This is a genomic window from Endozoicomonas elysicola, from assembly GCF_000710775.1.
Classification (GTDB): domain Bacteria; phylum Pseudomonadota; class Gammaproteobacteria; order Pseudomonadales; family Endozoicomonadaceae; genus Endozoicomonas; species Endozoicomonas elysicola.
On record NZ_JOJP01000001.1, the window covers coordinates 1,819,304 to 1,844,744 of the forward strand.

The 25,441-nt window shown below is 47.2% G+C and carries 23 protein-coding genes; 19 read left to right on the plus strand and 4 right to left on the minus strand.

Translation table 11 applies throughout. The features are described from left to right. The first annotated feature begins 189 nt into the window (after window positions 1-189). From GV64_RS07655 to GV64_RS07720, 13 genes are all read left to right on the plus strand, one after another. Window positions 190-3,102, plus strand: a complete 2,913-nt coding sequence (locus tag GV64_RS07655; protein ID WP_020580685.1) for a coiled-coil domain-containing protein — start codon at window positions 190-192, stop codon at window positions 3,100-3,102. A 230-nt stretch (window positions 3,103-3,332) separates the two neighbouring features. Beyond that, on the plus strand, window positions 3,333-5,732 hold the full coding sequence (locus tag GV64_RS25605; RefSeq protein WP_020580684.1) for a hypothetical protein: 2,400 nt from the start codon (window positions 3,333-3,335) through the stop codon (window positions 5,730-5,732). A 285-nt stretch (window positions 5,733-6,017) separates the two neighbouring features. Then, complete coding sequence (ubiE, locus tag GV64_RS07670; RefSeq protein ID WP_020580683.1) at window positions 6,018-6,785, plus strand: bifunctional demethylmenaquinone methyltransferase/2-methoxy-6-polyprenyl-1,4-benzoquinol methylase UbiE; 768 nt, start codon at window positions 6,018-6,020, stop codon at window positions 6,783-6,785. Next, entirely contained in the window at window positions 6,785-7,432 is a 648-nt protein-coding gene (locus GV64_RS07675; protein WP_020580682.1) for a ubiquinone biosynthesis accessory factor UbiJ, read from the plus strand. Before ubiE ends, GV64_RS07675 begins: the two co-directional genes overlap by 1 nt. 9 nt (window positions 7,433-7,441) lie before the next feature. After that, window positions 7,442-9,049 carry a ubiquinone biosynthesis regulatory protein kinase UbiB gene (gene ubiB, locus GV64_RS07680; RefSeq protein ID WP_020580681.1) on the plus strand — a complete coding sequence of 536 codons (1,608 nt, stop codon included), beginning with the start codon at window positions 7,442-7,444 and terminating at the stop codon, window positions 9,047-9,049. A 21-nt stretch (window positions 9,050-9,070) separates the two neighbouring features. Then, window positions 9,071-9,478, plus strand: coding sequence for a phosphoribosyl-AMP cyclohydrolase (hisI, locus tag GV64_RS07685; RefSeq protein ID WP_033402625.1), 408 nt, complete (start codon window positions 9,071-9,073; stop codon window positions 9,476-9,478). Between the two features lie 41 nt (window positions 9,479-9,519). After that, entirely contained in the window at window positions 9,520-9,846 is a 327-nt protein-coding gene (locus GV64_RS07690; RefSeq protein ID WP_020580679.1) for a phosphoribosyl-ATP diphosphatase, read from the plus strand. 137 nt (window positions 9,847-9,983) lie between these two features. Then, window positions 9,984-10,220, plus strand: a complete 237-nt coding sequence (tatA, locus tag GV64_RS07695) for a Sec-independent protein translocase subunit TatA (protein ID WP_026257988.1) — start codon at window positions 9,984-9,986, stop codon at window positions 10,218-10,220. Between the two features lie 176 nt (window positions 10,221-10,396). Continuing rightward, complete coding sequence (tatB, locus tag GV64_RS07700) at window positions 10,397-10,852, plus strand: Sec-independent protein translocase protein TatB (RefSeq protein ID WP_081622007.1); 456 nt, start codon at window positions 10,397-10,399, stop codon at window positions 10,850-10,852. 3 nt (window positions 10,853-10,855) lie between these two features. Then, window positions 10,856-11,641 carry a twin-arginine translocase subunit TatC gene (gene tatC, locus GV64_RS07705; RefSeq protein ID WP_020580676.1) on the plus strand — a complete coding sequence of 262 codons (786 nt, stop codon included), beginning with the start codon at window positions 10,856-10,858 and terminating at the stop codon, window positions 11,639-11,641. Between the two features lie 198 nt (window positions 11,642-11,839). Further along, window positions 11,840-12,136: a hypothetical protein gene (locus GV64_RS07710; RefSeq protein ID WP_020580675.1), complete on the plus strand. Its 297-nt coding sequence runs from the start codon at window positions 11,840-11,842 to the stop codon at window positions 12,134-12,136. Between the two features lie 79 nt (window positions 12,137-12,215). Continuing rightward, window positions 12,216-12,926: a 16S rRNA (uracil(1498)-N(3))-methyltransferase gene (locus GV64_RS07715; protein WP_020580674.1), complete on the plus strand. Its 711-nt coding sequence runs from the start codon at window positions 12,216-12,218 to the stop codon at window positions 12,924-12,926. Between the two features lie 131 nt (window positions 12,927-13,057). Then, a complete protein-coding gene (locus GV64_RS07720) occupies window positions 13,058-13,825 on the plus strand; it encodes a DUF2059 domain-containing protein (protein ID WP_020580673.1) in 768 nt (255 codons plus the stop codon). 228 nt (window positions 13,826-14,053) lie between these two features. Here the strand turns inward: GV64_RS07720 and GV64_RS07730 are convergent, their stop codons facing one another. Together GV64_RS07730 and GV64_RS07735 are read right to left on the minus strand one after the other, a co-directional pair. Beyond that, window positions 14,054-16,351, minus strand: coding sequence for a primosomal protein N' (locus tag GV64_RS07730; RefSeq protein WP_020580671.1), 2,298 nt, complete (start codon window positions 16,349-16,351; stop codon window positions 14,054-14,056). Between the two features lie 127 nt (window positions 16,352-16,478). Then, window positions 16,479-16,916, minus strand: a complete 438-nt coding sequence (locus tag GV64_RS07735; RefSeq protein WP_026257986.1) for an Hsp20/alpha crystallin family protein — start codon at window positions 16,914-16,916, stop codon at window positions 16,479-16,481. A gap of 305 nt (window positions 16,917-17,221) precedes the next feature. Between GV64_RS07735 and rpmE the strand changes: the two genes are divergently transcribed. From rpmE to GV64_RS07760, 6 genes are all read left to right on the plus strand, one after another. Continuing rightward, window positions 17,222-17,440: a 50S ribosomal protein L31 gene (gene rpmE, locus GV64_RS07740; protein ID WP_020580669.1), complete on the plus strand. Its 219-nt coding sequence runs from the start codon at window positions 17,222-17,224 to the stop codon at window positions 17,438-17,440. 13 nt (window positions 17,441-17,453) lie between these two features. Next, window positions 17,454-18,263 carry a thermonuclease family protein gene (locus GV64_RS07745; RefSeq protein WP_157236874.1) on the plus strand — a complete coding sequence of 270 codons (810 nt, stop codon included), beginning with the start codon at window positions 17,454-17,456 and terminating at the stop codon, window positions 18,261-18,263. A gap of 76 nt (window positions 18,264-18,339) precedes the next feature. Then, window positions 18,340-19,596 (plus strand): malic enzyme-like NAD(P)-binding protein, encoded by a 1,257-nt coding sequence (locus GV64_RS07750; protein ID WP_020580667.1) that lies wholly within the window; start codon window positions 18,340-18,342, stop codon window positions 19,594-19,596. Between the two features lie 299 nt (window positions 19,597-19,895). Beyond that, on the plus strand, window positions 19,896-21,191 hold the full coding sequence (locus tag GV64_RS07755) for a cytosine permease (protein ID WP_020580666.1): 1,296 nt from the start codon (window positions 19,896-19,898) through the stop codon (window positions 21,189-21,191). A gap of 2 nt (window positions 21,192-21,193) precedes the next feature. Next, window positions 21,194-21,361, plus strand: a complete 168-nt coding sequence (locus tag GV64_RS25220) for a hypothetical protein (RefSeq protein WP_020580665.1) — start codon at window positions 21,194-21,196, stop codon at window positions 21,359-21,361. Between the two features lie 27 nt (window positions 21,362-21,388). Continuing rightward, complete coding sequence (locus GV64_RS07760) at window positions 21,389-21,859, plus strand: nucleoside deaminase (protein WP_020580664.1); 471 nt, start codon at window positions 21,389-21,391, stop codon at window positions 21,857-21,859. A 45-nt stretch (window positions 21,860-21,904) separates the two neighbouring features. Here the strand turns inward: GV64_RS07760 and GV64_RS07765 are convergent, their stop codons facing one another. Next, complete coding sequence (locus GV64_RS07765) at window positions 21,905-22,801, minus strand: LysR family transcriptional regulator (protein ID WP_020580663.1); 897 nt, start codon at window positions 22,799-22,801, stop codon at window positions 21,905-21,907. A gap of 135 nt (window positions 22,802-22,936) precedes the next feature. Then, the gene (locus tag GV64_RS07770; protein ID WP_020580662.1) at window positions 22,937-25,414 is read right to left on the minus strand and encodes a penicillin-binding protein 1A; all 2,478 of its coding nucleotides are present in this window, start codon (window positions 25,412-25,414) and stop codon (window positions 22,937-22,939) included. Window positions 25,415-25,441: the final 27 nt, after the last annotated feature.

The following is a 25,441-nucleotide window of genomic DNA, read 5'->3' on the forward strand; positions in this document are numbered from 1 at the left end:
TTTTAATAACTTATTGCCGTATTAACAGCCATCTTGAGCTCAATCTGAGCGTCAAACTCCTAACGTTTTTCTGGAATGACATACTTATCCTCCAATAAAAACCGGCACCATCTGGTTATTTAGCAATGTGTCAGTGGGCTGTCCTATACTTTTTAGAAAATTGATATAGACAGCTAAGGATGGCTTCTCATGGATGGTAATGGACAAATACCTAGGGTAGGAAACCCGACTCCCGCAAATATTACGCAACCATCAACTTCTGATGCTACTGACTCTGTTGATCAGGAGCCAGGAAAGACGGATAAGGGACAGAAAGTTTCTAAATTTTCAAAGTTTAAAGGTCTTTTTTCAAAAAAAAGCAATAAGTCCGAAGGGAAGGACAAGACAGGTAAAAAAACACTTGCCAAAAGAGAGACCAAATCTAATGAATCTGCTAAGCCTGCCAAGGGACTGCGTAAGGAGTCTTTGGGGGATGATCGTCACAGAGCACTTGCTGACGGCTTGCCTGGTGCGTTCGCTGGCTCTGAGGGGTTATTAGCTGATGCAGTAATGGATCGAGTTGCTGGACAAGCAGCAGCTCAGGGAAGTGCTGATGTGCAACCAACTGAAGCATTGCTGCAAGCCCCTGAACAAACCCCGCTTGAGGAAAGTGATCAGCTTCTGCAAATCGTTAAGGATTCTGCTCAGGCCGGTATTGTTAAGGATGAAATTGAAGGGCTTGTAGACCGTTGGCAGAAAACATTAGATTCAGCGATTGATTTGCAGGAATCTTTCCAAGCTCAGAGAGACGGCGTTTCACAAGCTCTGAGTGAAAAGAATGAACTCCTATCTACTGCTCAAGAATCTCAATCACAGTTGTCTCAGCAAGTAGCCGATGGGACTTCACAGGTCAATCAATTACAGACTGAAGTGGCCAGTATTCAAGGTTCTATTAATGAACAAAATCAGCTGATAGCCGAGCAGCAGAATGTTCTCAATGAGTTGCAGAGTGATCTGACCGCAGCTCAGGATCATCTGGATGCAGCAAACCAGGGCGTTGATGATGGTTTTAACGATGCAGCAAATCAGGCCGTCGACAAGTTGAAAATACTGGTTGAAGAGCACCAGACCACTCTGGCAAATCAGCAGTCTCAGTTAGCCAGCATGGAAAGTGCGCTGGAGGCTAGAAACACAGAGCTGGGGTCCGCGCAAACTGAACTGGCAGGTCTTCAGGGACAACTGGCTGAAGCGGAGAATAGCGTAAATACGCTGACGGAAGAGACATCTACTCTTCAGGGGCAGCTTCAAGTTCTTGAACAGGACTATGCGCAGGCCTCTGAGCATGTCTCGGAACTGGAAGATCAGCTTTCTCAGCTGAATACCCTTAATGATGCTGCAAATGATGCTGCTGAAGCAGGAGAGTTGGAAACTGTTCAGGATCTTCTTGCTGAAGCGAAAGTCATTACAGCAGACCATGATGCGTTTGATCCAGATGCTCTTGCTGCCAGTGATGCCGCTGAAGTAGCTGCCAGTGAATCCGCTGGAGCAGCAGAATATATCAGTAGTTTATTAGACCCGGTCAGTGCTGGTGTTGATGTTGGTGTAGGAATCGTTGCTCACAGTATTACCCTTGGCCTCAAGGGCTATAAACTGTCCAAGCTTAGGAACAGGCAGGAGGCATTTGACAAGTGTGGTGATGTTATTGAGCGTTGGAAGGGGGCGGGTAAAGATGGGGCTGAAAAGGCTTCTGTTCAGGATTTAAAAGATTATGCCCTGGTTGCGAAGCTAGCTGATGATGGTTCTATTGAGAGAACGAATCCTTTGAGAAGCGTTCTAGGTGATAGCAAGTGCCACTTCAGTCATGACGGTAAGATGCTCAAGCTGGCAGAGAATTTGATCAAAATTGCCGGAGATATAGACGGATCTAAGTCCTCAGATATTCCCAAAGACATGAGAGGAAAGTCTATCGCTGATCAATTAAAACAGTGGAAAAGTGACTTTGAAGAAAAAGGGAAAGAATTTACGGAAGGGCAGAAGGCGAAGAAAGCCAGAAGTGAAGACGGTAAAAAACTATTAAAACATGGGCATCAGTCAAAAAGGCTAATGCAACAGTTTAATGCCATTGTAAAGCCTCTTGGTGTCGAGATGGAATACAAGCTGCCTACGTTTAAGAAGTTTGGTGAATCAGCGTTAGCAACTCAGCACCGGTTTGTGGTAGATGAGAAGAAGTTGCACGCACATTTAACCAAAACTGAAAAACACCTTCCCTCCCAGGGTGATGTGAAAAAGCAGGTGCTGGTACATCAGGATGACGCTCCGGCATTGAAAACTTTTGCCAACTATGAGCAGAGAAAGATTGATCATCAGATCAGCCAGATGAAATGGACAGGTGCTGCTCTTGCTACTGCTGGGATACCTGTATTGAAAATTGATTATGGTGTTCGTGCAGGAAGGGAATTCAGCGAAGCTAAATTCAGGACAGAAAATAATAAGCTTCTGGATTCAAAGCTGACTAAGATAGCTGCTTTTGCGCAGAAACAGATGTCTGCCTTGGAGTTCAAAAACAAGACTCCTGAAGAGAAAGAGAAAGCAATAAGTTCAGGTTTGGTGAGTGAGAAAACAGTAGGAAGTTATAGCTCATCTCTGACTGATGCTTTGGAGTTGGCTTCGAAGGTTATTCATGCGAAAAAGGATCGTACTCAGGTTAAAATGGGGAGTGCAATAGCACAGGGTACCATTGATACGGTAGGGGCTACCGCTGGTTCAGCTGCAGCAGTCTTCGCGCCAGGTGTGGGTAGCCTTGCCGCTGATGTGGCTGTCGGTGCTGCAAAGCTTACTGCTGCAGGTGTGTCTATTGGCGCCAGATCTCATGTTGATAAAAAGAACCAGCAGTTCGGCCGTATTGAAACTCAGGTTTATAGCGAGCTGAAGGGAGCTTATAACAACCCAAAATCATCTGAAGGTGAGAAAAGTGACTTGCTCGAACTGACACAGTCTTTGTTTGATATTGACGAAGGGCAGGCCAAGATGCTGTTCAAGCAAAGCGATGATAGAGACCTTGTTTCGGAAAAAGGTAAGATCCGATTGAGGTTTACTAATATCCCTGTCGGTGAGTCTAAATAATTTTTCGAGTTAAATATGTAAGGCTAATTGAAAGGTAAGTTGTAGTAGTTAATCCAGTGTTGTTGGCTGCGAATTAAAGTAGCAGTCAATTACCATTTAATAAGTACCCATATTTGAGTTTGAAAAAGGTGCGGTGTTTTGGTGTTGAGCTATTAGTTCTGAATGATTTTTGGGTCTTTTTAAATTTCGCGATTAATAAAATAAGGTTTTTTTGCCAAGGATGGCTCCTGATGGATGGTTCAAATTTTAACAGTAAAGCGGGTGGGGTGCAGTCCTTTACCAGTGTGCCTGAAACTGAAAATAAAACGGCTGATCAGGATGTAGAAGCTCCAAAGACTAAAAACGGCAGGAAAATTTCTTTCAAAAAAACGATAAAGTCTTTGTTCAGCAGAAATAAAAAGGGTGCTGACAAAGGGGCGAAGTCTACAAATTTATCCGATAGAAAAATCAAACCTTCAAATCCGCAAGTCAATCATTCGACCAGAAACAGCCTGAAGCCTCTTTCAGACAGTGCTCCTGAAGCCGTTCTCAGTGCCGCTGCCATTCCTCTGCTTAGTAAACCCGAGGAGTTCACTAAGGTAGACATTACGATCACTGTTTCCGATGCGCCTGTTCCGGATGCGCCTGTTCCGGATGCACCTGTTCCGGATGCACCTGTTCCGGATGCGCCTGTTCCGGATGCACCTGTTCCGGACAATCCTGTTCTGGATACCATTGACCCGGATATTTCTCTATCTGAAACCCCAGTTGCGGAGCCTAGTGCCCCAGACATTATTTCTTTTGCCCCAGTGAGTTCCTCTCCTGATGTTACTCCAGTGCCTGAAGAGCCCGACTTCCTATTGGAGGAAGTTCCGGTTGAAGTGGCCAGCGAGGTGACATCTCCGGTTGAACTCCTGACTGAGGCAGCATCAACCCTTGATAAGGCTGCGCCTTCTATTGAGGCTGGGGCTGATGCTATGGCTCCGGCCGACGCTGCTGGTGATGTAGTACCACCTATCGAAATCAGTATTGATGTCACCACAGAGACAGTAACATCAAATGCAGCGGCAGCGATGGAAGCAGCAGCTGTTGATGTTGGAATAGGTGCTATATCCCATGGCATTACTATGGGTCTTAAAATGCATAAGCTTTCCAAGTTGGAGCAGAGAAAAAGTGCATTTGAGGCTTGCCCGAAACTGGTTAAAAAGTGGGAGGGGGGGCGCCCGATGCTTGGCCAGAAAATGTCCCAGCAAGATATGAAGGACTATGCCAAAATCGCCAAATTATCAGCCGATGATACTGCCTCAGTCAGTAAGCAGGACCCCCTTCGAATGGTGCTTGGGGAAAGTAAGTGTCATTATGCAAATGACCAGCAGATCCTGAGACTGACAAACAGCCTGCTGCAGTTAACTGAAAAGAAGGGACGTCTAACGCAGAGCGTACACAAACGTCTGGATGAATGGCAGAAAAAGTTCAAAGATCGGGCTGAAAAGTTTGATGAACGAATTAAAAATGGGAAAACCAGTAAAGAGGATGGCCTATTGAAGGCCGGCCATCAGTCCAAAAAGATGATGAAGGAGTTTAATGACATCGTTAAAACGATGGGGGTTAAGATAGATTACTCTACTCCGGTTAAACAGGGTAAGTCAGCTTTGGCTTCACGCCATAAATTTGTGATTGATGATAAGAAACTGCACTCCTTTTTGACCAAGTCTGCGCAGCTTCCAGAAAAGGTAGATATAAAAGAACATATTGTGTCCTATAAAAATGATGCAGAAACTCTCAAGGCGTTTTCTGGTTATGAGGCAAGAAAAATAAAACACCAGTCAAGTCAGCTTGATTGGACTGCTGGTGCAATGCTGGCCTCAATTGTTCCAGTTTTGCAGGTTGATAAAGCGGTTCGAAGTGGTAGGGAGTTTGCGGAACACAGCTACAGAGAGCAGAACAATAAGATTCTGGACTTTAAACTCAATAAATTAGGTGATCTGTTTCGAGAGAACTTTCAGCTTGTTGAGCAGAAGCCTACATTAAAAAATGCATTGGATCTCGCTGTTGATGTTATCAGAGCGAAAAAAGATCGTACCGAAATAAAGTCAGATACGGCTTTGGCTCATGGGGCCATTGATGTAGTTGGGGCCACTGCAGGCACAGCCGCAGCAATACTTGCGCCTGGGGTTGGTAGTCTGGCGACTAACGCAGTAGTGGGGGCAGCCAGAATGGCAACGACGATTGCCGGCGCTGCGGACAGGTACGTTACTGACAAAAAAAATCAGCAGTTTGGTCGTATTGAAACCAAAGTGTATACCGAGTTGAAAAAGGCCCATAATGAAATACCGGCTGGTGATGGCGGTGCAAAAGATCGGGCTGCAATCAGAAATATTACTTGCCAGCTTTTTGATATTTCAAATAAGCAGGCTGATTTGCTGTTTGCCCAGGATCCCACTCAGGATCTGGTCTCTGGAAAAGGGATGATTCGACTTCGATTTAATAACTTTAAAATTAAAGATATTCAGGCGAATAGCGCCTCGAATATTGAGTCTTCCAAGGGAAGTGAGCTCCCCCCACCTCCCCAGGAGTGGCTGGATGACATCAACTCTATGCCCCCCTCTGCTAAAGGACCAGAGAAGGATGCGCCACCACCGGAAAAATGATCTTAGCAATTTGCTATGGATCAGCTGGCTGTCTGAGGAAGTTACAGAGCGAGTTGATAACTATCGTACTAATGGATATGCCGTACAATGAAATGACGGCATTTTTTCTTTTTAGTACAGCCAGTAAAGAGTCCGGTTTACAACTCCTGGGTTGTTCATTATCCCAATTAAATGATAATTACGACTCCCCGGTGGATTAAGACCACTTCTCATGCTTACGCCATAAGCCATTTGCCTTTACAATAGCCAGCCATAAGATTGATCGGATGAATGCTGGGAAGGGTCATGACAGACAGTGGCAAGCAAAAGCATGATGGCACGACGCATTTTGGTTATCGTGATGTGCCGGAAAAAGAGAAAGAAGGACTGGTCGCAGGGGTCTTTCATTCGGTAGCCAGCAGCTACGATGTGATGAATGACCTGATGTCCATGGGGGTTCATCGCCTTTGGAAGCGCTTTACCATTGAGCTCTCTGCTGTCCGTCCGGGTCATGCTGTTCTTGATATTGCTGGTGGTACTGGCGATCTGGCCAGGCAGTTTTCCCGTATTGTTGGTGACAAAGGGCGCGTTGTTCTTGCAGATATCAATGAATCCATGCTTCGAGTGGGTCGAGATAAGCTGATTGACCAGGGCATTGTTGGCAATATGGAGTTTGTCCAGGCCAATGCTGAGTGCCTCCCGTTTCCGGATAATACTTTTGACTGCATCACCATCTCTTTTGGTTTGCGCAATGTGACCGATAAGGATGCCGCGCTTCGTTCTATGTGTCGGGTGTTAAAGCCGGGTGGCAGGCTGCTGATTCTGGAGTTCTCAAAGACTAACAATCCGTTATTGACCAAAGCCTATGATGCCTACTCATTCAGCCTGTTACCGATGATGGGTAAGCTGGTGGCCGGAGACTCTGAGAGCTATCAATATCTGGCGGAAAGTATTCGCATGCACCCGGATCAGGAAACACTGGAGGGCATGATGAAGGATGCCGGTTTTGTAAATACCGTCTATCACAATATGACCGGAGGTATCGTGGCTCTGCATAAGGGAGTTAAGCCCTGATGGTAGATCCTGTCCTCAAGACGGGAATGCTGGCAGCCATCGAACATCAAGTGAATTCGCTGTTGGCACTGGACCCGGTAACCATAAAAAAACTGTCACACTGGTTTGGTAAGGTGGTCGCATTTCAATGTACTTCTCCTCAATGGTTATGCTTTGTTCATTTTGAGCAGGATCGAATTCGTTTGGCGGGGACTCTTGGAGGAGAGAGTGATGGTGAAGTCGATGCTCGCTTTGAAGGCTCAAGCGTTGCGTTTGCCGTGTTGGCCTTCCGTAGAAATCTGTCATTTTCTGAAGTTCCCGGTTTAAGTATTTCCGGAGATAAGGCTCTGATTGCTGATTTGCAACAGATTCATCAGCAATTGGACATTGATTGGGAAAGGCCGCTTTGTCAGACCTTTGGTGATATTACTGGCCATATGATGGCTCAGGGACTTCGTTTTATTGGAGACCATGCCAGGAGAGGACAGAAGCTCGTGATGGATAATCTTGGGGAATACCTCCAGGAAGAACTTCGCCTGATTCCCTCCAGGGTTGAAGTGGAAGGTTTTGTTGCGGAGGTTGCTCATCTGGCTGACTCAATGGACCGGCTGGATCATCAATGGCAAACCAATCTCCATACCCAAGACAAATCTAATGCCAAATCATAACTCGGGGACATGTCGTTGATCCGTTTGTTAAAAATAGTGGCAGCTGTCGCCCGTAACCGGCTGGATAACCTTATTGATACTGAAAGGTCTCCCTTTTGGTTACGCTGTTTTCTGGCCTTGCTTCCCTGGCGTTACTTCATCCGAAATAATGCCCCCAGAGGTGAACGTATTCGGCTTTCTCTGGAAGCACTTGGGCCAATTTTTATCAAGTTCGGGCAAATTCTCTCAACCCGCCGGGACCTTTTGCCGGATGATATCAGTGATGAGCTATCTCGCCTTCAGGATGATGTACCTCCTTTTCCGGCAGAAGATGCGATTGCCATTATTGAGTCCAGTCTTGGTAATGATGTGGATACGCTGTTTGCCCGTTTTGATCGTGAGCCACTGGCTTCTGCCTCGGTTGCCCAGGTGCATACCGCAAGGCTGCATTCTGGTGATGAGGTAGTGGTCAAAGTGATTCGCCCTGGTATTGATCGAGTGATTCGCAAAGATATCGGGTTGATGTACTTTTTTGCCCGTGTACTTATCTTTCTATCAAAAGACGCTCGTCGTTTACGTCCGGTAGAAGTAGTCGCTGACTACGAACGTACAATCTTTGATGAACTCGACTTGTTGCGGGAAGCGGCAAACTGTTCACAGTTACGACGTAACTTTCTGGCTTCACCTTTACTGTTTGTGCCCCAGGTTCACTGGGACTACTGTCGTACAAAAGTGATGGTCATTGAGCGAATCTACGGTGTTCCGGTTTCTGATATTGCAACCTTGAAAGCCAATAATGTCGATATGAAAAAGCTGGCGGAACGTGGTGTGGAGATTTTCTTTACCCAGGTATTCCGTGACCGGTTTTTCCATGCAGACATGCATCCGGGGAATATCTTTATTGATGCGACTAATCCTGCGGAGCCACGGTATATCGGAATAGACTGCGGCATTGTTGGTACATTGGAGCCTGAAGATCAGCACTACCTGGCCAGTAATCTGCTTGCTTTCTTTCGTCGTGACTACCGTAAGGTTGCACAGTTGCATGTTGACTCCGGCTGGGTGCCCCGAGATACCCCGGTGGGTGAATTGGAGGCGGCTATTCGTACGGTTTGCGAACCTATTTTTGAGAAGCCTTTAAAAGATATCTCTTTTGGACAGCTGCTGGTTCGACTATTCCAGGTGGCTCGTCGCTTTAATATGGAAGTGCAGCCTCAGCTGGTGTTGCTGGAGAAAACATTGCTGAATGTAGAGGGGTTGGGGCGTCAGCTGTATCCAGACCTGGATCTATGGATAACAGCTCAGCCTTTTCTGGAAAAGTGGATGAAAGATCAGGTGAGTCCTACGGGTATAGCCTGCAATATCAAGGAGCAGAGTGCGGATTGGTTGTTGAGTGCTCCAGTCATGGCTCAGAAAGTGATGTCAACGGTTCGTACGCTGGTTGATCATCAACAGGCTTTTCACCAACAGCAGGTGAGAGCAGAAAATCGCCGGCAAAAGCAGAGACGCTTTGGCGCTATATTACTACTTGTGGGTGGTGTGGTATTGGCCACTTCAGGGTTGGAAAACATCTTGTTGGATGACGCCGTGCTGGGATTACTGACTGCCGCACTGGGTGGCTGGTTAATCGTTCGATAAGAAGAATATGTGGATGGTGAGATGACGACAAATCAGTGGCTGGATGAAGTGCAATGGAATGACGATGGTCTGGTAACGGCCATTGCCCAGGATCATGAAACGGGAGAGGTTCTGATGCTGGCCTGGATGAACCGGGAGTCCCTTGAACTGACGCTGAAAGAACAGGTTGCGATTTACTGGTCCCGCTCACGGGGCAGGTTGTGGCGTAAAGGCGAGAGTTCGGGGCATACGCAGAGATTGCTGGAGTGTCGTCTGGACTGTGATGGCGATGCGATCCTGCTTAAGGTTGAACAGGTCGGGGGGATTGCCTGTCATACCGGTCGCAAGTCCTGTTTTTATCGTTGCCTTGCGGATCAAGACGGAAAAGCATCGTGGAATACCGAAGACCCGGTACTGCAAGACCCTGAAACTATTTATGGACGTCAGTAAAGACTGTTTTCTTTGCTGTAAATCATCCTACGGGCTAAAAGATGAGCGATATAATCGAGAAATTGACTGAAGTGTTAAGCAGTCGCAGGCAGGCTGATCCGGATTCCTCTTATGTTGCACAGCTTCATAATAAGGGGCTGGATCATATTCTGAAAAAAGTGGGTGAAGAGTCAGCAGAAGTGCTGATTGCTGCCAAAGCCTCAGAATATGACCATAACCGGGATGCAGTTGTCTATGAAACAGCGGACCTCTGGTTTCACACTATGGTAATGCTGTCTCATCTTGGGCTTGAGCCTGCAGACGTGCTGAATGAGCTGGACCGTCGATTTGGGCTTTCCGGTATTGAAGAGAAAGCTTCCCGCGGGTAATTCCCGGCTTCTTTTCCCTGATTGGCTATAAAATCCCTGGCTATAAATAGCTACGCCTACCGATGGTGACTGGGTTATTATGCCAATTACTTGGCTATTATTTGACCAGCTTCCATATGGAGCTGAAGGAGCAGAAAATGGGTTTTGGTGGTATCAGTATCTGGCAGTTGGTAATCATATTACTGATCGTAGTTATGCTTTTTGGCACTAAGAAGCTACGTGGCATGGGTAGTGACCTGGGTGGTGCAGTGAAAGGCTTTAAGAAAGCCCTGAACTCTGAAGAGGATAAAGACCAGGACAAGGCAGATGTTATTGAACAGCAGCGGCATAACCTGGAGTCTGACCTGGAGAAGTCCAAGCATAAGCAGTCATGAGCTTGTAACCAGCCTTGGGTGAATAAAAGGTTTCAGAGCCAAAGTCATTCGGGGCTGTCTTTTATTGGAAAAGCTCATTCGTGTTAAGCGTAATCCCCGTATGAAGGGGCAAATCGTGTGCTGCAGCTACCCGTTGCTTATGCCAGTGGTGTTATTGAGAGGTGTGATAGTTCGCTGTGCTTGATATAGGGTTTACAGAGTTATTATTGGTTGCCGTTATCGCCCTGGTTGTGCTCGGGCCCGAGCGGTTACCTCAGGCTATTCGAACCACGGCTTACTGGGTGGGCAAGATTCGTCGTAGCTTTCAATCGGTTAAAGAAGAGCTGGAGAAAGAAATTGATGCCGATGGCATCAAGCAGCAACTTCATAATGAAGCGGTTATGAAAGAGTTGAATAAGACTCGAGAGCAGTTTCAAAGCCAGATTAATGATATTAAAAAGACCGTGAATATTGACGCTGTATCTGATGAACCTGCTTCCAAAGTGGCTGCTGAAGAGAGCGTACAGGAAAAGACATCTTCCAGTTTTGCTGGTAGTTCAACCATTGATGTATCTGGTAAAGATAAGGCCGTTGAGAAAAGGGCTGTGAATGACTCGCAGGTGCAGCAGCCTCAAGATAAGGACAGGCAGTAGCGTATGTCAGAGCACGATCCCAAAGGTCAGCAACAACAATCAGAAACACCGGAAAAAGATAAAGAGCAGCCTCTTGTTCAGCATCTGCTCGAGTTGCGTAGCCGTATTCTGAAGAGTTTGATTGCGGTGCTGGTGGTTTTTGCCGGGCTGTTTTATTTTTCCAACGATATTTACGTTTATATATCGGAACCGCTTCGGGCCAGCTTGCCTGAGGGTAGCACCATGATCGCCACTGAGGTGGCCTCACCATTTCTGGCGCCTTTCAAGCTGACCATTGTATTGTCGCTGTTTCTTGCGATTCCCGTTATTTTGCACCAGGCATGGGGGTTTATTGCGCCAGGTCTTTACCGACATGAAAAGATCATTGCCATCCCGTTGTTGATTGCCAGTATATTGCTGTTTTATCTGGGGATAGCATTTGCCTATTATGTTGTTTTTCCGCTGATTTTTTCATTCTTCACCTCGGTAGGGCCTGAATCGGTCACAGTGATGACTGATATCAACAGCTATCTGGATTTTATCCTGAAACTGTTTTTTGCTTTCGGTGTTGCTTTTGAAATCCCGGTGGCTACAGTGCTTCTGGTCTGGTCAGGGGTGACTACCGTAGAAAGTCTGAAGGAGAAACGCCCCTATGTGGTGGTTGGCTGCTTTGTTATTGGCATGATCATGACGCCGCCTGATGTTATTTCTCAGTCCCTGCTGGCGATCCCCATGTGGTTGCTGTTTGAGTGTGGCATTGTGTTTGCCCGCTTTGTCAAAAGCCGAAAAGATATTGAAGAAGAGGCGTAAAGCCGTCGTGAGTGGAAAGTTCCGCTCACCTCAGGCTATAAGTCCCTGAAGAACGCAAAGTGACGGCATTTTCATAATAAAACAGTGTCTTCCTGTAACGGTAATACTCTGTTCGGCATTGGCTAAAGTAAAAGAAAGGTTAATTTTTTACCACAGTCATTGTATAGATTCAGGATAGGATTGTTTCAGGGAGGAAGTATGCAATATTCTCATGCCTTAAATGGTCAGAAGGATTTACTTTTTGACCATTTTCACCACCAATCACCATTTGATGTTCCCATTGAAGTCGTTCAGAACGGATTAGTCTGGCTTCTTTCTGATTCCCGTTTTCATCCAGTAAAAGCCCTTGTTCAAGGTGAATTTTCATCAGTGGATGAGTTAAGGCTTGAGCTGCTCTCTGGTAATATTAAGCTCTCACCCATAGCCATTGATCAGTTACTTGATGAGATTGATCGGTTAGTGGATGACTATCGAAAAGGCGCAGCACTCAGCTGACGCTGTTTTCCTTTTGAAATGAATATACTGGAGAGAGCTTTGTTCTATGCTCCGGTATGTCTGGCTTATGGCTGTTTAGATGAATCTTCTTCTCCTGGAACCTCAGCACTTTATTGATGAACGGCATGCAGAGCTTGACCAGAGGCAGTTAAGACATGTCCTGGACGTTTATCAGGCCAATAAGGGTGATGAGCTTCGTGTTGGTGTTATTAATGGTCGTGTTGGAAGCGGTATAATCACGCATCTATCGGCGGAAAAAATGCAGCTGGAGGTTAATCTTGATAATCCTCCACCTCCGGCTTTGCCATTAACAGTATTGTTGGCTTTACCCCGGCCTAAAATGCTCAAGCGCTCACTGCAGCATCTGACAGCTTTGGGTGTAAAGAAAATTATCCTGATGAACAGTTACCGGGTTGAGAAAAGTTTCTGGCAGTCTCCCTGGTTGAGTCCTGAAAAAGTGCGGGAACAATTGATTCTTGGACTAGAGCAGGCCCGGGATACTGTTATGCCTGAAGTGATTCTTGAGAAGCGTTTTAAGCCTTTTGTTGAAGATCGGCTACCTGCTTTGATGGCTGGAAAACGAGGACTGGTGGCTCATCCCGTGGGTGGTGAGAGTTGTCCTCATCTGATTTCTGAGCCGGCTGTTCTGGCTATTGGGCCTGAGGGCGGCTTCATTGAATACGAAGTCGATAAGCTTGAGCAGGCCGGTTTTCAGAGAATTCATCTGGGTCCCCGTATTCTACGGGTAGAAACAGCGGTGACAGCGATAGTCAGTAAGCTTTACGACTGATTTCCAAGAGGGTATGGTAGAAATGTAAGTTAAAGACTGTTTTAACTTACGTCAATGCCAAGTGCTGACTCTGGCGTAGTGACACGGTCAGCATCTTATTTCTAATAAACTGTTTCAACACGGCTCTGACTATGGATGGAAAGAGATTAGTAGTTGTATGGTTGTTTGCCCCCCTGCTTTTTGTTGCCAGTGTCCAGGCGTCTTCTGAAAAAGATCAGTTGCTGGACAAACTTTATGATCAGACCGGGTTGGAGCAGCAGCTTAGCTGGATGCACGACAGTATGACTCTTCAGGAACAGCGCTACCCCATACCTGAAACCGTCGTTGATACTGTTAATCAAGTGGTTAAGGTGCGCTATAGCCCTGACTTTTTCCGGTCGTCCATGAAAGCAACGCTCGATGAAGCGCTTTCGGCTGGTGAGTTGGCTCGATTGATTAAATGGTTTGAGTCACCGCTTGGGCAGAAAATTTTGAGCCTGGAAGCGCAGGCAAATGATCCTGAAAACCAGGCGAGAATGGAAGCCTATATTCAGGAAAAACTGTCAAAAGAAGTGCCACGTAATAACCGGGTACGGCTAATCGAAGCGCTAATGGAAGCACTTGATGCCGTCGAATTAAGTACTGAGCTTGCAGCCAGCGCTTCAGTTGGGGCGCAGAGAATGCTTCGAGAGGTGATGCCGGCAGGTGCAGAGCAGCCCATGCGACCTGTTCAAGTGTTGAAAGCACTGGAGAAGCCTCACATTCGTAAGGAAATGCCTGAAAGAATGCGGAACATCTTTCTGTATACCTATCGCTCATTGCCAGATCATGAGATTCAGCGGTATCTTGATTTTGCCCGTGAAAATGCCATGCAGAATTTTCAGCGTGGGCAGATACAGGCAATGGCGCGTATGCTTTAATGGGGTCTCTTTAACCAATGGCACTGACTTAAGCTTAAAAGCCCCGTAAACATGAGGATTGATACAGGTTGAGAGATTTGAATTGGAGCCACAAAGCATACAAAGAGCGCTAAGAAGAGCTCTTCTTTTACTTTGTGCTCTTTGTGTGCCTTGTGGTTCAAATCGTAGGGTGCCTTAAAGCCAGCGTATGGCAAGGCTTTCACTCTTAAGTCAGTGGCATTAGCTTCTTTAACTCATTTCCTGTGGATCAATATCCACTGTCCACTTCAACTGCCTGGGAAGTCGATGGCTTTCCAGGTAGCTCACGACCCTGCCCACCAGACTGTGTAAGTGATTACGGTTTTTCCCATGAATGAGCAGGTGCCAGCGATAGCGGCCCTGACGTTTTTCCATGGGAGCTGGAATAGGGCCCAGTATTCGTAAACTGTTATCGAGTTGTTGCAGTCCTGACTGTTCGGCGTATTGGCGAAGCGCTGAAAGTAAGACTTCACTTTCATTCTGGTTGACAGATTCTGAGCGAATAAGCGTTAGATAGCCTTCTGGAGGCAGGTTCAGTTGTTTTCGTTCTATAAAGAGGTTGTTTGTAAAGCGACTATAGTCGTTCATCGAGAGAAGTTGGAGTGCCGGGTGCTCGGGATTGTAGGTTTGAATAATGACCTGGCCGGGTTTATCACCCCGTCCAGCACGTCCAGCTACTTGCATGATCAGCTGTCCTGTCCGCTCGGGTCCCCGGAAATCAGCACTGAACAGCCCTGCATCAGCGTTGATGATAGCTACGAGGGTGACGTCCGGAAAATGATGTCCCTTAGCCAGCATCTGGGTACCAAGTAGAATGCAGGCTTTTCCGGATTGTACCTCCTCCAGCATATCACTTAATGCCTGCTTTCTGCGGGTGGTATCCCTGTCAATTCTTAACACCGGATAATCAGCAAAGTGCTGGCTTAGTACCTGCTCTGTTCGTTCCGTTCCCTGACCGACCGGTTGCAGTTTCCTGCTTTGGCACGATGTGCATTGCCAGGGAATAGCTTGTTGCAGATCGCAGTGATGACAGTGCATATGAGGCGGATATCGATGGATAGTCATATGCGCATCACAGTGAGGACAGTCAATAATGTTGCCACAGTCCTGACAGATCATGGATGGGGCATAACCACGACGGTTAAGGAATACCATCACCTGATTTCCCCGGCCTAGATGAGCGGCCATTCTCTGTAAAAGTTCTGTGGATAACCCGTCTCTCAGAACCTGGTGACGCAGATCCAGCAATTCCATAACAGGGGGGCGGGCGTTTCCTGCCCTTTGTTTCAGGTGAAGCTGAGTGTATTTACCCTGATGTGTGTTATGTAATGATTCCAGCGATGGAGTAGCAGACCCGAGAACGACTGGGCATTGTCGTTGCCTGCCACGATAAATAGCAAGGTCTCTGGCGTTATAGCGCAGGCTTTCCTGTTGTTTATAAGAGCCATCATGCTCTTCATCCACAATGATAAGTCCGAGATGAGGCATGGGGGTAAAAATGCCGGAACGTGTAGAAATCAGAATACCTGCAGACCCCCGTGCAGCCTCAAGCCACCCCTGTAATCGTTCACCATCACTGAGACCTGAATGAAGGCAGGCGACCGGTACATTAAAGCGGTCACGAAAACGTCTGACGGTTTGAGGGGTGAGTCCAATCTCAGGCACCAGCACCAGCGTTTGTTTCCCCTCAGAAAGAGCTGCGGATATTGCCTGTAAATATACTTCGGTCTTGCCGCTACCAGTAACACCTTCCAGTAGATAAGTTCGGTAGTTTTCCAGACCATCAGTAATGGCTTCACAGGCAAATGCCTGTTCCTCATTAAGTTTCAGGTGTGCTGCTTTCAGTGGGTTGGTAATATCAGTGAAGGGCAGGGCTGAAGGCTCAACGTTACGAGAGCATATTAATCCTTTTTTGGATAATTCTTTTAAAGTGCTTTTACTAAAGCCAAGTTCATGAAGCTCAGTAGCACTGATGCCTTGTGGATAACTGGAAATCAGCTCAAGGGCTGCCAGTTGTTTTTTGGATCTTTTCAATTGGTTTTGCAGCTCACTATCGAGTTCTGCAATGCAGTTCCAGAAGGGAATAGCACCATAAGAAGCGGGTTTGCCAAGGCGCAGGTTTTTGGGCATTGCCTGAGCCAGTGTTTCTCCCAGGCTGTGATGATAGTAACGGGCAGCCCACTGGCAGAGATGGATAATGTCGTTTGGTAGCAGCGGCTCGTTATCCAGAACAGAAATAACCGTTTTAAGCTTACTGGTAGGGATATCGGTATCTGGTTCAATCGAGAGAACAATGGCGACAACTTGTCTTGGGCCAAAGGGAACGACAACTCTGCTTCCCGGGCAAATTCCGTGAGCCGGGTACGAATCTGGAGGAAGATAGTCGAATAACTGCCGTAGTGGTGACGGGATGGCAACCCTGATGAACTGCTTGTGGGCGAACGGTTCGGTCGGTATGGCGGCAGGGTTATGCCCTGTGCTGGAAGTGTTCGCCGGTTTGCTGCTCATTCAGGTTCCATCGTGGTGTTCCTAACGTTGGAATAATACAGGAACAGGCAATAGGCTTGAACAGAAACCGGTAGAGGGAGGGTTATGTCAACAGAACCTGCAGGAAGGCTTATAAAAAGAGAAGGCTTCAATTAACGTTGACTTTGATCTGTCTGGGTTTCACTTCTTCTGCTTTGGGAATGTTAAGGTTCAGTGCGCCATTATGGTATTTGGCATGAATTCCATCCGCTCTGATGGACTGTGGCAATGTAAAACTTCGGACAAATGAGCCGTAAAGGCATTCTGTTCTGTGGTGCTTGCGGTCTCTTTGCTCTTTCTTTTTCTCTCCTTTTATCGTAAGTACATTGTTGTCAACAGCGACATTGATATCTTCTTTGTGCACTCCTGGCAGCTCAGCCCGGATGTGGAATGCATCCGGTGTTTCATCAATATCCACGATGGGCATCCAGTCGCCCACTTCAAGGGCTCGATCATCACTTTTGGTCGGAGTCTTTCTGGAAGTACGGCTATACTTATCCAGCAGTGCTTCCATGTCATGGAAGGGATCCCAGACGTTTAAACTCATGACTTATCTCCCGGTTAAGGGTTGTGCAAGGTTGCTCTTTTTAATGCTAACCCATTAATTTTTATAGATTATTTTTTGTTCTTTTCAAGGTTTTTCATAGGTGTTGAAAGTAGTGGTATGTCCTGTACCTTGGACGAACATAAGACTGTTTCCCTTAAGGATAATCTCTGGTAATATCCCCGCCTCTATTACCCTCTCAGCTGTTATGCTGATGTGGATACCGTTTGCGGTGCCTGTCTCCGGAGTCTTTTAAAGGCTCGTGCAGAAAGTCAGGTGGCGGCATACACCAGTTCGAGGAAGCTCAAATGAAGCAGGATATCCATCCTAACTACGACGAAATCACTGTTAGCTGCAGCTGCGGTAACAAGATTCAGACTCGCTCTACTCTGTGTAAAGACCTGAGTATTGAAGTTTGCTCCAAGTGCCACCCATTCTACACCGGCACTCAGAAGGTGATGGATACCGGCGGCCGTATCGAGCGCTTCAACAAGCGTTTTGGCAAGCTTGGCGGCGGCAGCAAGTAATCGAGCTGCTGGTTTGAAGACCGAAAGGTTTATAAAGGCGACTGCATTTGTAGTCGCCTTTTTTATTGCTATTTTTTCCTCCGGTTTTGTCTGCGCCAGTGATTGCTATCTGAATAATGATGACAGAGTCGAACACGTATGGCTGGACAAGGTGATTGATGGTGATACTGTTCGCCTCAAAGATGGTCGTAAAATTCGTTTTTCCGCCATCAATGCGCCAGAAGTCGCCCATGAAGATAAAATTGCTGAGCCTTATGGTGATGCTGCCAGAGAGTATCTTCAAAAACGACTGACCAACAATAAGTCACTGCTCTATATTCCTTCTACAACATCGCGGGATAACTACGGCCGTTATTTGGGGCATCTTTTTTTAGAAGATGGTTCCTCCGTTGAATCTGAGCTGCTGCGTCAAGGGCTGGCTTTTCAGGTGTTTTTTAATCCTTCCAGTGACTATGAGCGTTGCCTGGCCGAACAGGAAAGTATTGCCCGCTCGCAGAATTCAGGTGTCTGGAGTGTCGAGTCGGTTGTATCTTCGACATCCTCGACACTAAATCCCGGGTTTGCCATTGTCAGTGGTCGGGTGGTTGATATAACTGAGAGTCGATCTGGCACAATCTGGGTGACTCTGGAGGGTAATGTTGTGCTCAGGTTGTCCGGTGATGCTGCCGCTTCCCCTGGCGCTACTCGCAAATGGCTGAATAAAAATATTGAGGTCAGAGGGTGGATGGTTGACCGGTCAGAGGGAGGGCGGAAGCTGACGAAGGGGTTTAAACGCTGGATGATTCTGGTTTACCAGAAAGCATCTGTCAGGCTTTTTCCGTAATTGACCTTGTTCCCCACATTTCCATCATATATTCTGGGTTTTCATATAACCTCCCCCCTATATCAGTAAAAAACTCATGGAAATGAAGCAAGCCGCTCTTGATTATCACGCTCTTCCAAAACCTGGAAAGATTTCGATCGAAATTACCAAGCCAGCAGAAACGGCTATGGATCTTTCACTGGCTTATAGCCCGGGTGTCGCGGAGCCGGTGCGAGCGATTGCTGAAAATCCGGAGGATGCCTATCGATATACTTGCAAGGGCAACCTGGTGGCAGTAATCAGTAATGGCTCTGCCATTCTTGGGCTTGGAAACCTGGGTGCACTGGCCAGCAAGCCGGTTATGGAAGGAAAGGCGCTGCTTTTCAAGCGATTTGCTGGTGTTGACTCCATTGATATTGAAGTTGAATCTGAAAGCCCTCAGGCGTTTATTGATACCGTTAAACGAATTGCCTGCACCTTTGGGGGGATAAACCTCGAAGACATCAAAGCACCGGAGTGCTTTGAAATTGAGCGTCGACTCATTGAGGCTTGTGATATTCCGGTCTTTCACGATGATCAGCACGGTACCGCTATTGTTACTGCAGCGGCGATGCTTAATGCGCTGGAGATTGCAGGAAAGAACATCGAAGAGGCGCGACTGGTGTGCCTTGGTGCAGGTTCTGCAGCCATTGCCTGTGTGAAATTACTGATCAGCTGCGGCTTCAAGGCTGAGAACATTCTGATGCTGGACAGCAAGGGGGTGATTCACTCAGAGCGGAACGATCTGAATCAATACAAGGCGACGTTTGCGGTTGAAACCAGCTGTCGTACTCTGGATGATGCCATTGACGGTGCCGATGCTTTTCTGGGAGTGTCTGGCCCTGACCTGCTTTCTCCAAAGCAGCTTGAGAAAATGGCCATAAACCCCATTGTTTTTGCCTGTGCAAACCCGGATCCTGAGATTCGACCAGAATTGGCCAGAGAGGTTCGCCCGGACGTCATCATGGCGACTGGACGTTCAGATTATCCAAATCAGGTGAATAATGTACTTGGTTTCCCATTTATCTTCAGGGGAGCGTTGGATGTGCGGGCTTCACGCATCAATGAAGAGATGAAGATTGCCGCGGTCAATGCTATTCGTGAGCTGGCAAAAGAGTCGGTTCCTGACGAGGTGGTAAATGCCTATGGTGGAGGGGAGCTTAGCTTTGGCCCAGGCTACATTATCCCCAAGCCGATGGATGTTCGTCTGCTGGGGCGCGTTTCTTCTGCTGTTGCCCAGGCTGCAGTAGACTCAGGCGTTGCCAGAGCTGGATACCCAGCCCATTATCCATTGAACTCTGTTTCGGATATTTGATGGGGTACTGAACTTTTTCGGTTTTGTCTCAATGAAAAGCGAAGCGTGCCTGCTGAATAGCCTTCAGGATAACGTCTTCGCTTTGTTTATTTTTATCTCTTTTCAATATTTACTGACCTATCTGTTTTCCTGATAGAACCTATCTTTTCTCCCTTCTATTTTTGAAGTCTCATGTCGTCTGTCGCTGCGATTTTCACGTTGATTACAACGGTTATGTCAGGGTGCGTTCTCGCTTAATCATGGGGTGTTGGCCACATGTTTAGTTGAGAATGTTCCCTGGATGGCATTGGAGAATAACAATGAGTGACTATGAGCGAACAGCCGTTCCACGGGATGCCAGAAGGGGGTTCTGGCAGATAACGTCGGTATGGGTAGGTTATGTTTTTATTCTTGTCAGCATGATGGCAGGAGCGGGGATGGCGGCAGGGATGTCGTTGGAAACACTGTTCTGGGCAATTCTGGTGGGAAACCTCTTTCTAACGGTTGTTTCGTCACTGATGTCCATTATTGCCTATAAGACCGGTTATACCTTTGCGCTGATCTGCCGGTTCAGTTTTGGCAGTCTCGGTGCAAAAATTCCCGCCATTATGTACGCCTTTATCCAGTTAGGGTGGTATGTCATTCAGGCGGCTCTGTTTGGCCATTTGATCGCTGTTTATTTTGAGTTGAGTCCATTCTTTGAAGCGCTTGCCATGATCGCCTCCTGTCTTTTTATGGGGCTATTTGCCCTGAAAGGCATGCGATGGATGAGTGTGGTGGGGCTGGTTTCAATACCGACCATGATTATGCTCTGTCTGGCAACAGCGATGCGTGCTGTTCAGGATGGAGGAGGGTGGGCTGCAGTCGCGGCATTCTCCGGTGAAGAAACCATGGACTTTATGACCGCAGTCGGGTTAGTTCTTGGTACGTGGATTTTTGGTGCATCCACAACGGTTGCTGATTTTAACCGGTTTGCTCGATCATCAAAGCATGTTGTCGCCGGGTGCGCTACCGGACTGTTGATTGTGAACAGCTTTATTATTGGTGTTGGTGCCATTGTGGGGGCTGCTTCTCAGCAGTGGGATCTGGTTGAAATTCTGTTTGGTCTGGGGCTGGTTATTCCTGCTTTTGTGCTGTTAACCACCAACCTGTGGACAACCAACAGCGCTAACTTATACAGCGTTGGCTTGACGTTAAGTAGTGTGTTTCCCAAAACGTCCAGACAGACAATTATGATCGGGATTATGATTCTGGCATCGGTGCTGTCACTGTTTAAGCCTTATGAGATCGGTGCCGTATTTGCCATGCTCAAGGGGTTGTCGATTATCGTGCCTCCATTGACTGGTATCGTTCTTATTGATTTTTATTTTCTCTGGAACAGACAGTATCCAGGGCATATCGAAAACCTTTCTTTCAAAACGGTTAACCCATACGCCATTCTTGCCTGGCTGGCAGGTATTGGTGTTGCGATATCGTTTGATATTGGCTTTGCATCACTGAATGCCATGGCTGGAGCTGCCTTTATATATGCTCTGATCATGAAGGCAACCCATTTACAAATGCTGAATACAGATAATGAACATCTAGCCGGTCATCAAAAAACGCAGGAAGCCTGATCATGTATAAATTATTAGCGTTAGGTGGAATTGTTGTTCTCAGTGTTGGCTCATTTATGAGCTGTCTTGGAGCGGGTGCACTTGCAACAGCGGGTGATGCTGTTCTTCTTCTGGGGTGTGGAATTTCCACGTGGGGATTCTGTTACTGGCAACCTGATAGTCAGGCTTGATTATAAATATCATCAAAAGGAAGCAACATGTTAAACGACGAAGATTTAATGCGCCATGTTATTAAAGTTGCTGAGCGTTCTGTGAGCAATGGTAACCACCCATTTGCCTGTATTCTTGTCAGTCCTGAAGGTGAAATTTTACTGGAGGCAGAGAATACCGTGGTGACTACAGGTGATAGAACGGGGCACTCTGAGCGAAATCTGGCAACTGCGGCTTCCATGAAGTTCAGTGAAGAGTACTTAAATGAATGTTCTATCTATATAAATGGTGAGCCTTGTGCGATGTGCTCAGGCAGTATTTACTGGTCAGGTATTGGTCGAGTGGTTTACGGCTTTACAGAACATCAGTTGCTTGAGTGTACTGGTAATCATCCGGAAAACCCAACCTGCAGTCTTTCCTGCGACACGGTGCTAAACAGTGGTCAGAGGAAAATTGAAATATTGGGAGGGATTCTGGCGGAAGAGTGTCTTGAGCCTCACTATACATTCTGGAAGTGATTTTTTATTGATAAACTGTGCCTGAGGCTGATCAGAAGATCGGTCTCAGGCGCAATAAATAGGTTCTTTTGCAAAGCGCTTTTGCAGCCAGAGTCCGCCTTTGCCAACGCTCGAGAGAGAGTTCCAAACCATATCAATACTGACTTCCCATTGAGTGTAAGGATACATCTCGTGCTTGATACGTTTCAATTCACCACTCTCAAGTCTGTCTTTTACCAGACTGTTGGGAATGGCTGCCCAGCCCAGTCCTTGGTTAATCATAGCAATCATTGCCCCATAGTTATCACAGAACCATTGGCGTGTTGATACAAGATGCTCCTGCTTTAATAGAGAGTTCAATGAGCGGCTGTATATAAGCTGTCTATGCTGAACAAGGTCGCCAGTTGTGACAATAGGCAGTGATGCAAGAGGATGGCTGTGATGAATGACTTCAGAGATCAGCATGCGCCCGATGCGTTGAAATCTCAGTGGTTGTCTGTACTGATCCTGACTTAGCAGTATGGCGATATTCAAGCTCTGGTCTGATAGGCGGGTCATGGTTTTAATTGAGGAAGCGTGCTCAATATTTATTGAGACATCCGGAAATGCTTCGGCAAATTCTTCAAAAATGGGGGATACGCTGGCATAAGGGAGTGACTCATCAAGGGCCAGGTTAATGGTTTCCTCTTCCTCGCTGGCACTCAGGCGGTAGGCGTGCTCTTTCAGGCGAGTAGCATGCATCAGTGCAGCTTCCGCTTCTCTTAAGAGTGCTTTTCCTGCCGGTGTTAGCTGAGGGGTGCGGTGAGTACGGTCAAACAGATCAACGCCCAGGTCAATTTCAAGGTTGCTGATTGTTGTGCTGACTCCCGATTGTGCTTTGCCAAGGCTTCTTGCCGCCGCTGAGAACGAGCCTTTTTCTGCGACAGCAACAAAAGTGCTTAACATATCAAAGAATGACGACATGATGCTTTGTTCCGCTCGCTTTGGAATCGGGCACTATGTCTGTTTTATTGTGGAAAGGTTTTGATCTGTACCAAAGAATTGCCGAGCCAGCTCCTGATAACCAGGAGCTGTAATGCCGTTTGTTCGAGAATACCGCTAGAACAGATCTTCTGGTGAAAACTCCTGATCCATCTCTCCAAGAGATGGCAGGTTTTCATCACTCAATTGCTGCGGGGCATTTTCCTGTCGGAAAACCTCAAAGATGGCATTTGGATCTCCGGGCTGGGCAAGCTTCCCGGTTTCACGGGATATCTTCAAGGTGACCAGACCTTCCGGCTGTGGTCGTTTATGCTCCGGTTTACCATCCAGAGCGGTATGCATGTATTCCAGCCAGATTGGCAGTGCTGCATTAGCGCCATATTCCCAGCGGCCCAGTGTGGAGTAATCGTCCATGCCAACCCACACGGCCGTCAGTATGTCTGGGTTAAAGCCGACAAACCATGCGTCTTTACTGTCATTGGTGGTTCCTGTTTTACCACCAATATCATGGCGTTTTAATGCTTGTGCCCGTCGGCCAGTACCTTTCCATATCACATCATTCATGATGTCATTCATGATGTAATTAACCTGTGGTGACATGACGGATTTGGCGATTGCCGGTTGTTGTTTGCTCTCGGTATCTGGCATCTCTTCTTGTATCAGTGTGTCCGCCAGATCAGGCTCTATAAAGAGCGTATTTTCGTCCTGACCTTCAATCTCCATGGTTTCTGTATTAAGGCTGGCTAAGCAGCTTTCATTACAGGCAATTGCAGGACTGGCCTCAGATATCAGCTCGTCAACCGTTTCAATCCGCTGAATGAAATAGGGCTCAATACGAAAACCGCCATTGGCCAGAACTGCGTATCCTGCAGCCAAATCAAGTGGCGTCATGGAAACATTCCCAAGAGACAGTGACAGGTCTCTGCTTAATGACTCTGCTTTGAAACCAAGCTGTTTCAGGTATTGAATGCTCTTGTTAATGCCAATCTGACGCAATACACGGATGGATACCAGGTTTCTTGAACGGTAAAGTCCTTCCCGGAGCCGCATCGGGCCATTGAACTTCATATTGTCATTATTAGGGCGCCAGCTATCTTCAAGTCCTGCGTCATCAAAGACGATCGGGGCATCATTAATAATGGTGGCTGCTGTCATGCCGTTGGCAATGGCGGAAGCGTAAACAAAGGGTTTAAAGGAAGAGCCAGCCTGTCGAACAGCCTGAGTGGCCCGGTTGTACATGCTGTCGTAAAAGTTGTACCCACCAACCAGTGCCAGAATGGCACCGTTTTCAGGGTGCATTGATACCAGTGCTGATTGGGCCTGAGGCTCTTGAGCCAGACGGTAGCTGCCGTCTTCTATGACTCTGACCCATATCTGATCACCGGCTTTGAGAACATCAGATGGTGTTTTTGGTGAATAGCCGAAGCTATTTACTGTCAGGAATGGCTTTGCCCAGTTCAGATTTTCCCAGCTGATGGTGCCGGTATGACCATTCTTAAGACCGATATCAACCGTTTCCTCACCCACTTGAGTGACCATAGCGGGCAGGAGAATACCAGGGGATGAGGTTTTGTTGATTCGCTGTTGCCAGCCTTCATCCGGAACATTATCGAACAGGTTGGTGATCGGGCCGTGATAACCATGGCGTTCGTTATAGGCCATTAACCCGTTGGCTACAGCAAGGTTTGCTGCTCTCTGCAGGTCACTGCTGACGGTGGTGTAGACCTTAAAGCCTTCGGTATAGGCATCCTGTCCATACTGTTCAAACATTCGCTGCCGAACCATTTCGGCAATATAGGGGGCTTCAAGTTCGACTTTAGCGCCATGGTAGCTAGCGGTGACCGGTTGGTTCACGGCTTCACTGTAATCTTCAGGTGTGATGTAGCCCAGGTCTTTCATTCTTCCCAGAATCCAGTCACGGCGAATCATTGCGCGCTTGGGATCATTGATCGGGTTATAACGGGAAGGGGCTTTTGGCAGGCCTGCAATCATGGCGATCTGGGCCAGGTTCAGTTCGTTGATGGATTTTCCATAGTAAACTTGTGCGGCAGACTCTACACCGTAAGATCGATTCCCCAGATAAATTTTATTGAGATAGAGTTCAAAGATTTCATCCTTCGACAGTTGCTGTTCTATTTGCAAAGCGAGTAGGATTTCGTTGAATTTTCGTGAAAATACCCGCTCATGGCTCAGGAAGAAGTTCTTGGCCACCTGCATTGTGATCGTGCTGCCACCGGATTGTATGCTGCCGGTGCTGACCAACTGGACAGCAGCCCTCATCAGGCCCATGATGTCAACGCCGGGATGATAATAGAAACGGTCATCTTCGGCAGCCATGAAAGCTTTGATCAGGTTTGTGGGCGCGTCTTCAAACTGAATAGGGGTGCGGCGTTTTTCGCCAAACTCGGCAATGAGCAGATTATCTTGAGAGTAAACTCGTAAAGGTGTCTGTAATTTGGCGTCACGCAGTGATTCTACTGAAGGTAGTGAAGGGCTGAGGTATAAATAGACACTTGCACTGACAAGCAGAATTCCACTGGCTACTGTTAATAGTGACCAGCACAGGAATTTAAGAAGTTTAACCGACCGTTTCATGCTGTTAGGACATCCTGATAAAGCGAA

Excerpts from the sequence above, each read along its gene's own strand:
- GV64_RS07655 (WP_020580685.1), top strand. The coding sequence starts at position 190 with ATGGATGGTAATGGACAAATACCTAGGGTAGGAAACCCGACTCCCGCA.
- GV64_RS25605 (WP_020580684.1), top strand. The coding sequence starts at position 3,333 with ATGGATGGTTCAAATTTTAACAGTAAAGCGGGTGGGGTGCAGTCCTTT.
- ubiE (WP_020580683.1), top strand. The coding sequence starts at position 6,018 with ATGACAGACAGTGGCAAGCAAAAGCATGATGGCACGACGCATTTTGGT.
- GV64_RS07675 (WP_020580682.1), top strand. The coding sequence starts at position 6,785 with ATGGTAGATCCTGTCCTCAAGACGGGAATGCTGGCAGCCATCGAACAT.
- ubiB (WP_020580681.1), top strand. The coding sequence starts at position 7,442 with ATGTCGTTGATCCGTTTGTTAAAAATAGTGGCAGCTGTCGCCCGTAAC.
- hisI (WP_033402625.1), top strand. The coding sequence starts at position 9,071 with ATGACGACAAATCAGTGGCTGGATGAAGTGCAATGGAATGACGATGGT.
- GV64_RS07690 (WP_020580679.1), top strand. The coding sequence starts at position 9,520 with ATGAGCGATATAATCGAGAAATTGACTGAAGTGTTAAGCAGTCGCAGG.
- tatA (WP_026257988.1), top strand. The coding sequence starts at position 9,984 with ATGGGTTTTGGTGGTATCAGTATCTGGCAGTTGGTAATCATATTACTG.
- tatC (WP_020580676.1), top strand. The coding sequence starts at position 10,856 with ATGTCAGAGCACGATCCCAAAGGTCAGCAACAACAATCAGAAACACCG.
- GV64_RS07710 (WP_020580675.1), top strand. The coding sequence starts at position 11,840 with ATGCAATATTCTCATGCCTTAAATGGTCAGAAGGATTTACTTTTTGAC.
- GV64_RS07715 (WP_020580674.1), top strand. The coding sequence starts at position 12,216 with ATGAATCTTCTTCTCCTGGAACCTCAGCACTTTATTGATGAACGGCAT.
- GV64_RS07720 (WP_020580673.1), top strand. The coding sequence starts at position 13,058 with ATGGATGGAAAGAGATTAGTAGTTGTATGGTTGTTTGCCCCCCTGCTT.
- GV64_RS07730 (WP_020580671.1), bottom strand. The coding sequence starts at position 16,351 with ATGAGCAGCAAACCGGCGAACACTTCCAGCACAGGGCATAACCCTGCC.
- GV64_RS07735 (WP_026257986.1), bottom strand. The coding sequence starts at position 16,916 with ATGAGTTTAAACGTCTGGGATCCCTTCCATGACATGGAAGCACTGCTG.
- rpmE (WP_020580669.1), top strand. The coding sequence starts at position 17,222 with ATGAAGCAGGATATCCATCCTAACTACGACGAAATCACTGTTAGCTGC.
- GV64_RS07750 (WP_020580667.1), top strand. The coding sequence starts at position 18,340 with ATGGAAATGAAGCAAGCCGCTCTTGATTATCACGCTCTTCCAAAACCT.
- GV64_RS07755 (WP_020580666.1), top strand. The coding sequence starts at position 19,896 with ATGAGTGACTATGAGCGAACAGCCGTTCCACGGGATGCCAGAAGGGGG.
- GV64_RS25220 (WP_020580665.1), top strand. The coding sequence starts at position 21,194 with ATGTATAAATTATTAGCGTTAGGTGGAATTGTTGTTCTCAGTGTTGGC.
- GV64_RS07760 (WP_020580664.1), top strand. The coding sequence starts at position 21,389 with ATGTTAAACGACGAAGATTTAATGCGCCATGTTATTAAAGTTGCTGAG.
- GV64_RS07765 (WP_020580663.1), bottom strand. The coding sequence starts at position 22,801 with ATGTCGTCATTCTTTGATATGTTAAGCACTTTTGTTGCTGTCGCAGAA.
- GV64_RS07770 (WP_020580662.1), bottom strand. The coding sequence starts at position 25,414 with ATGAAACGGTCGGTTAAACTTCTTAAATTCCTGTGCTGGTCACTATTA.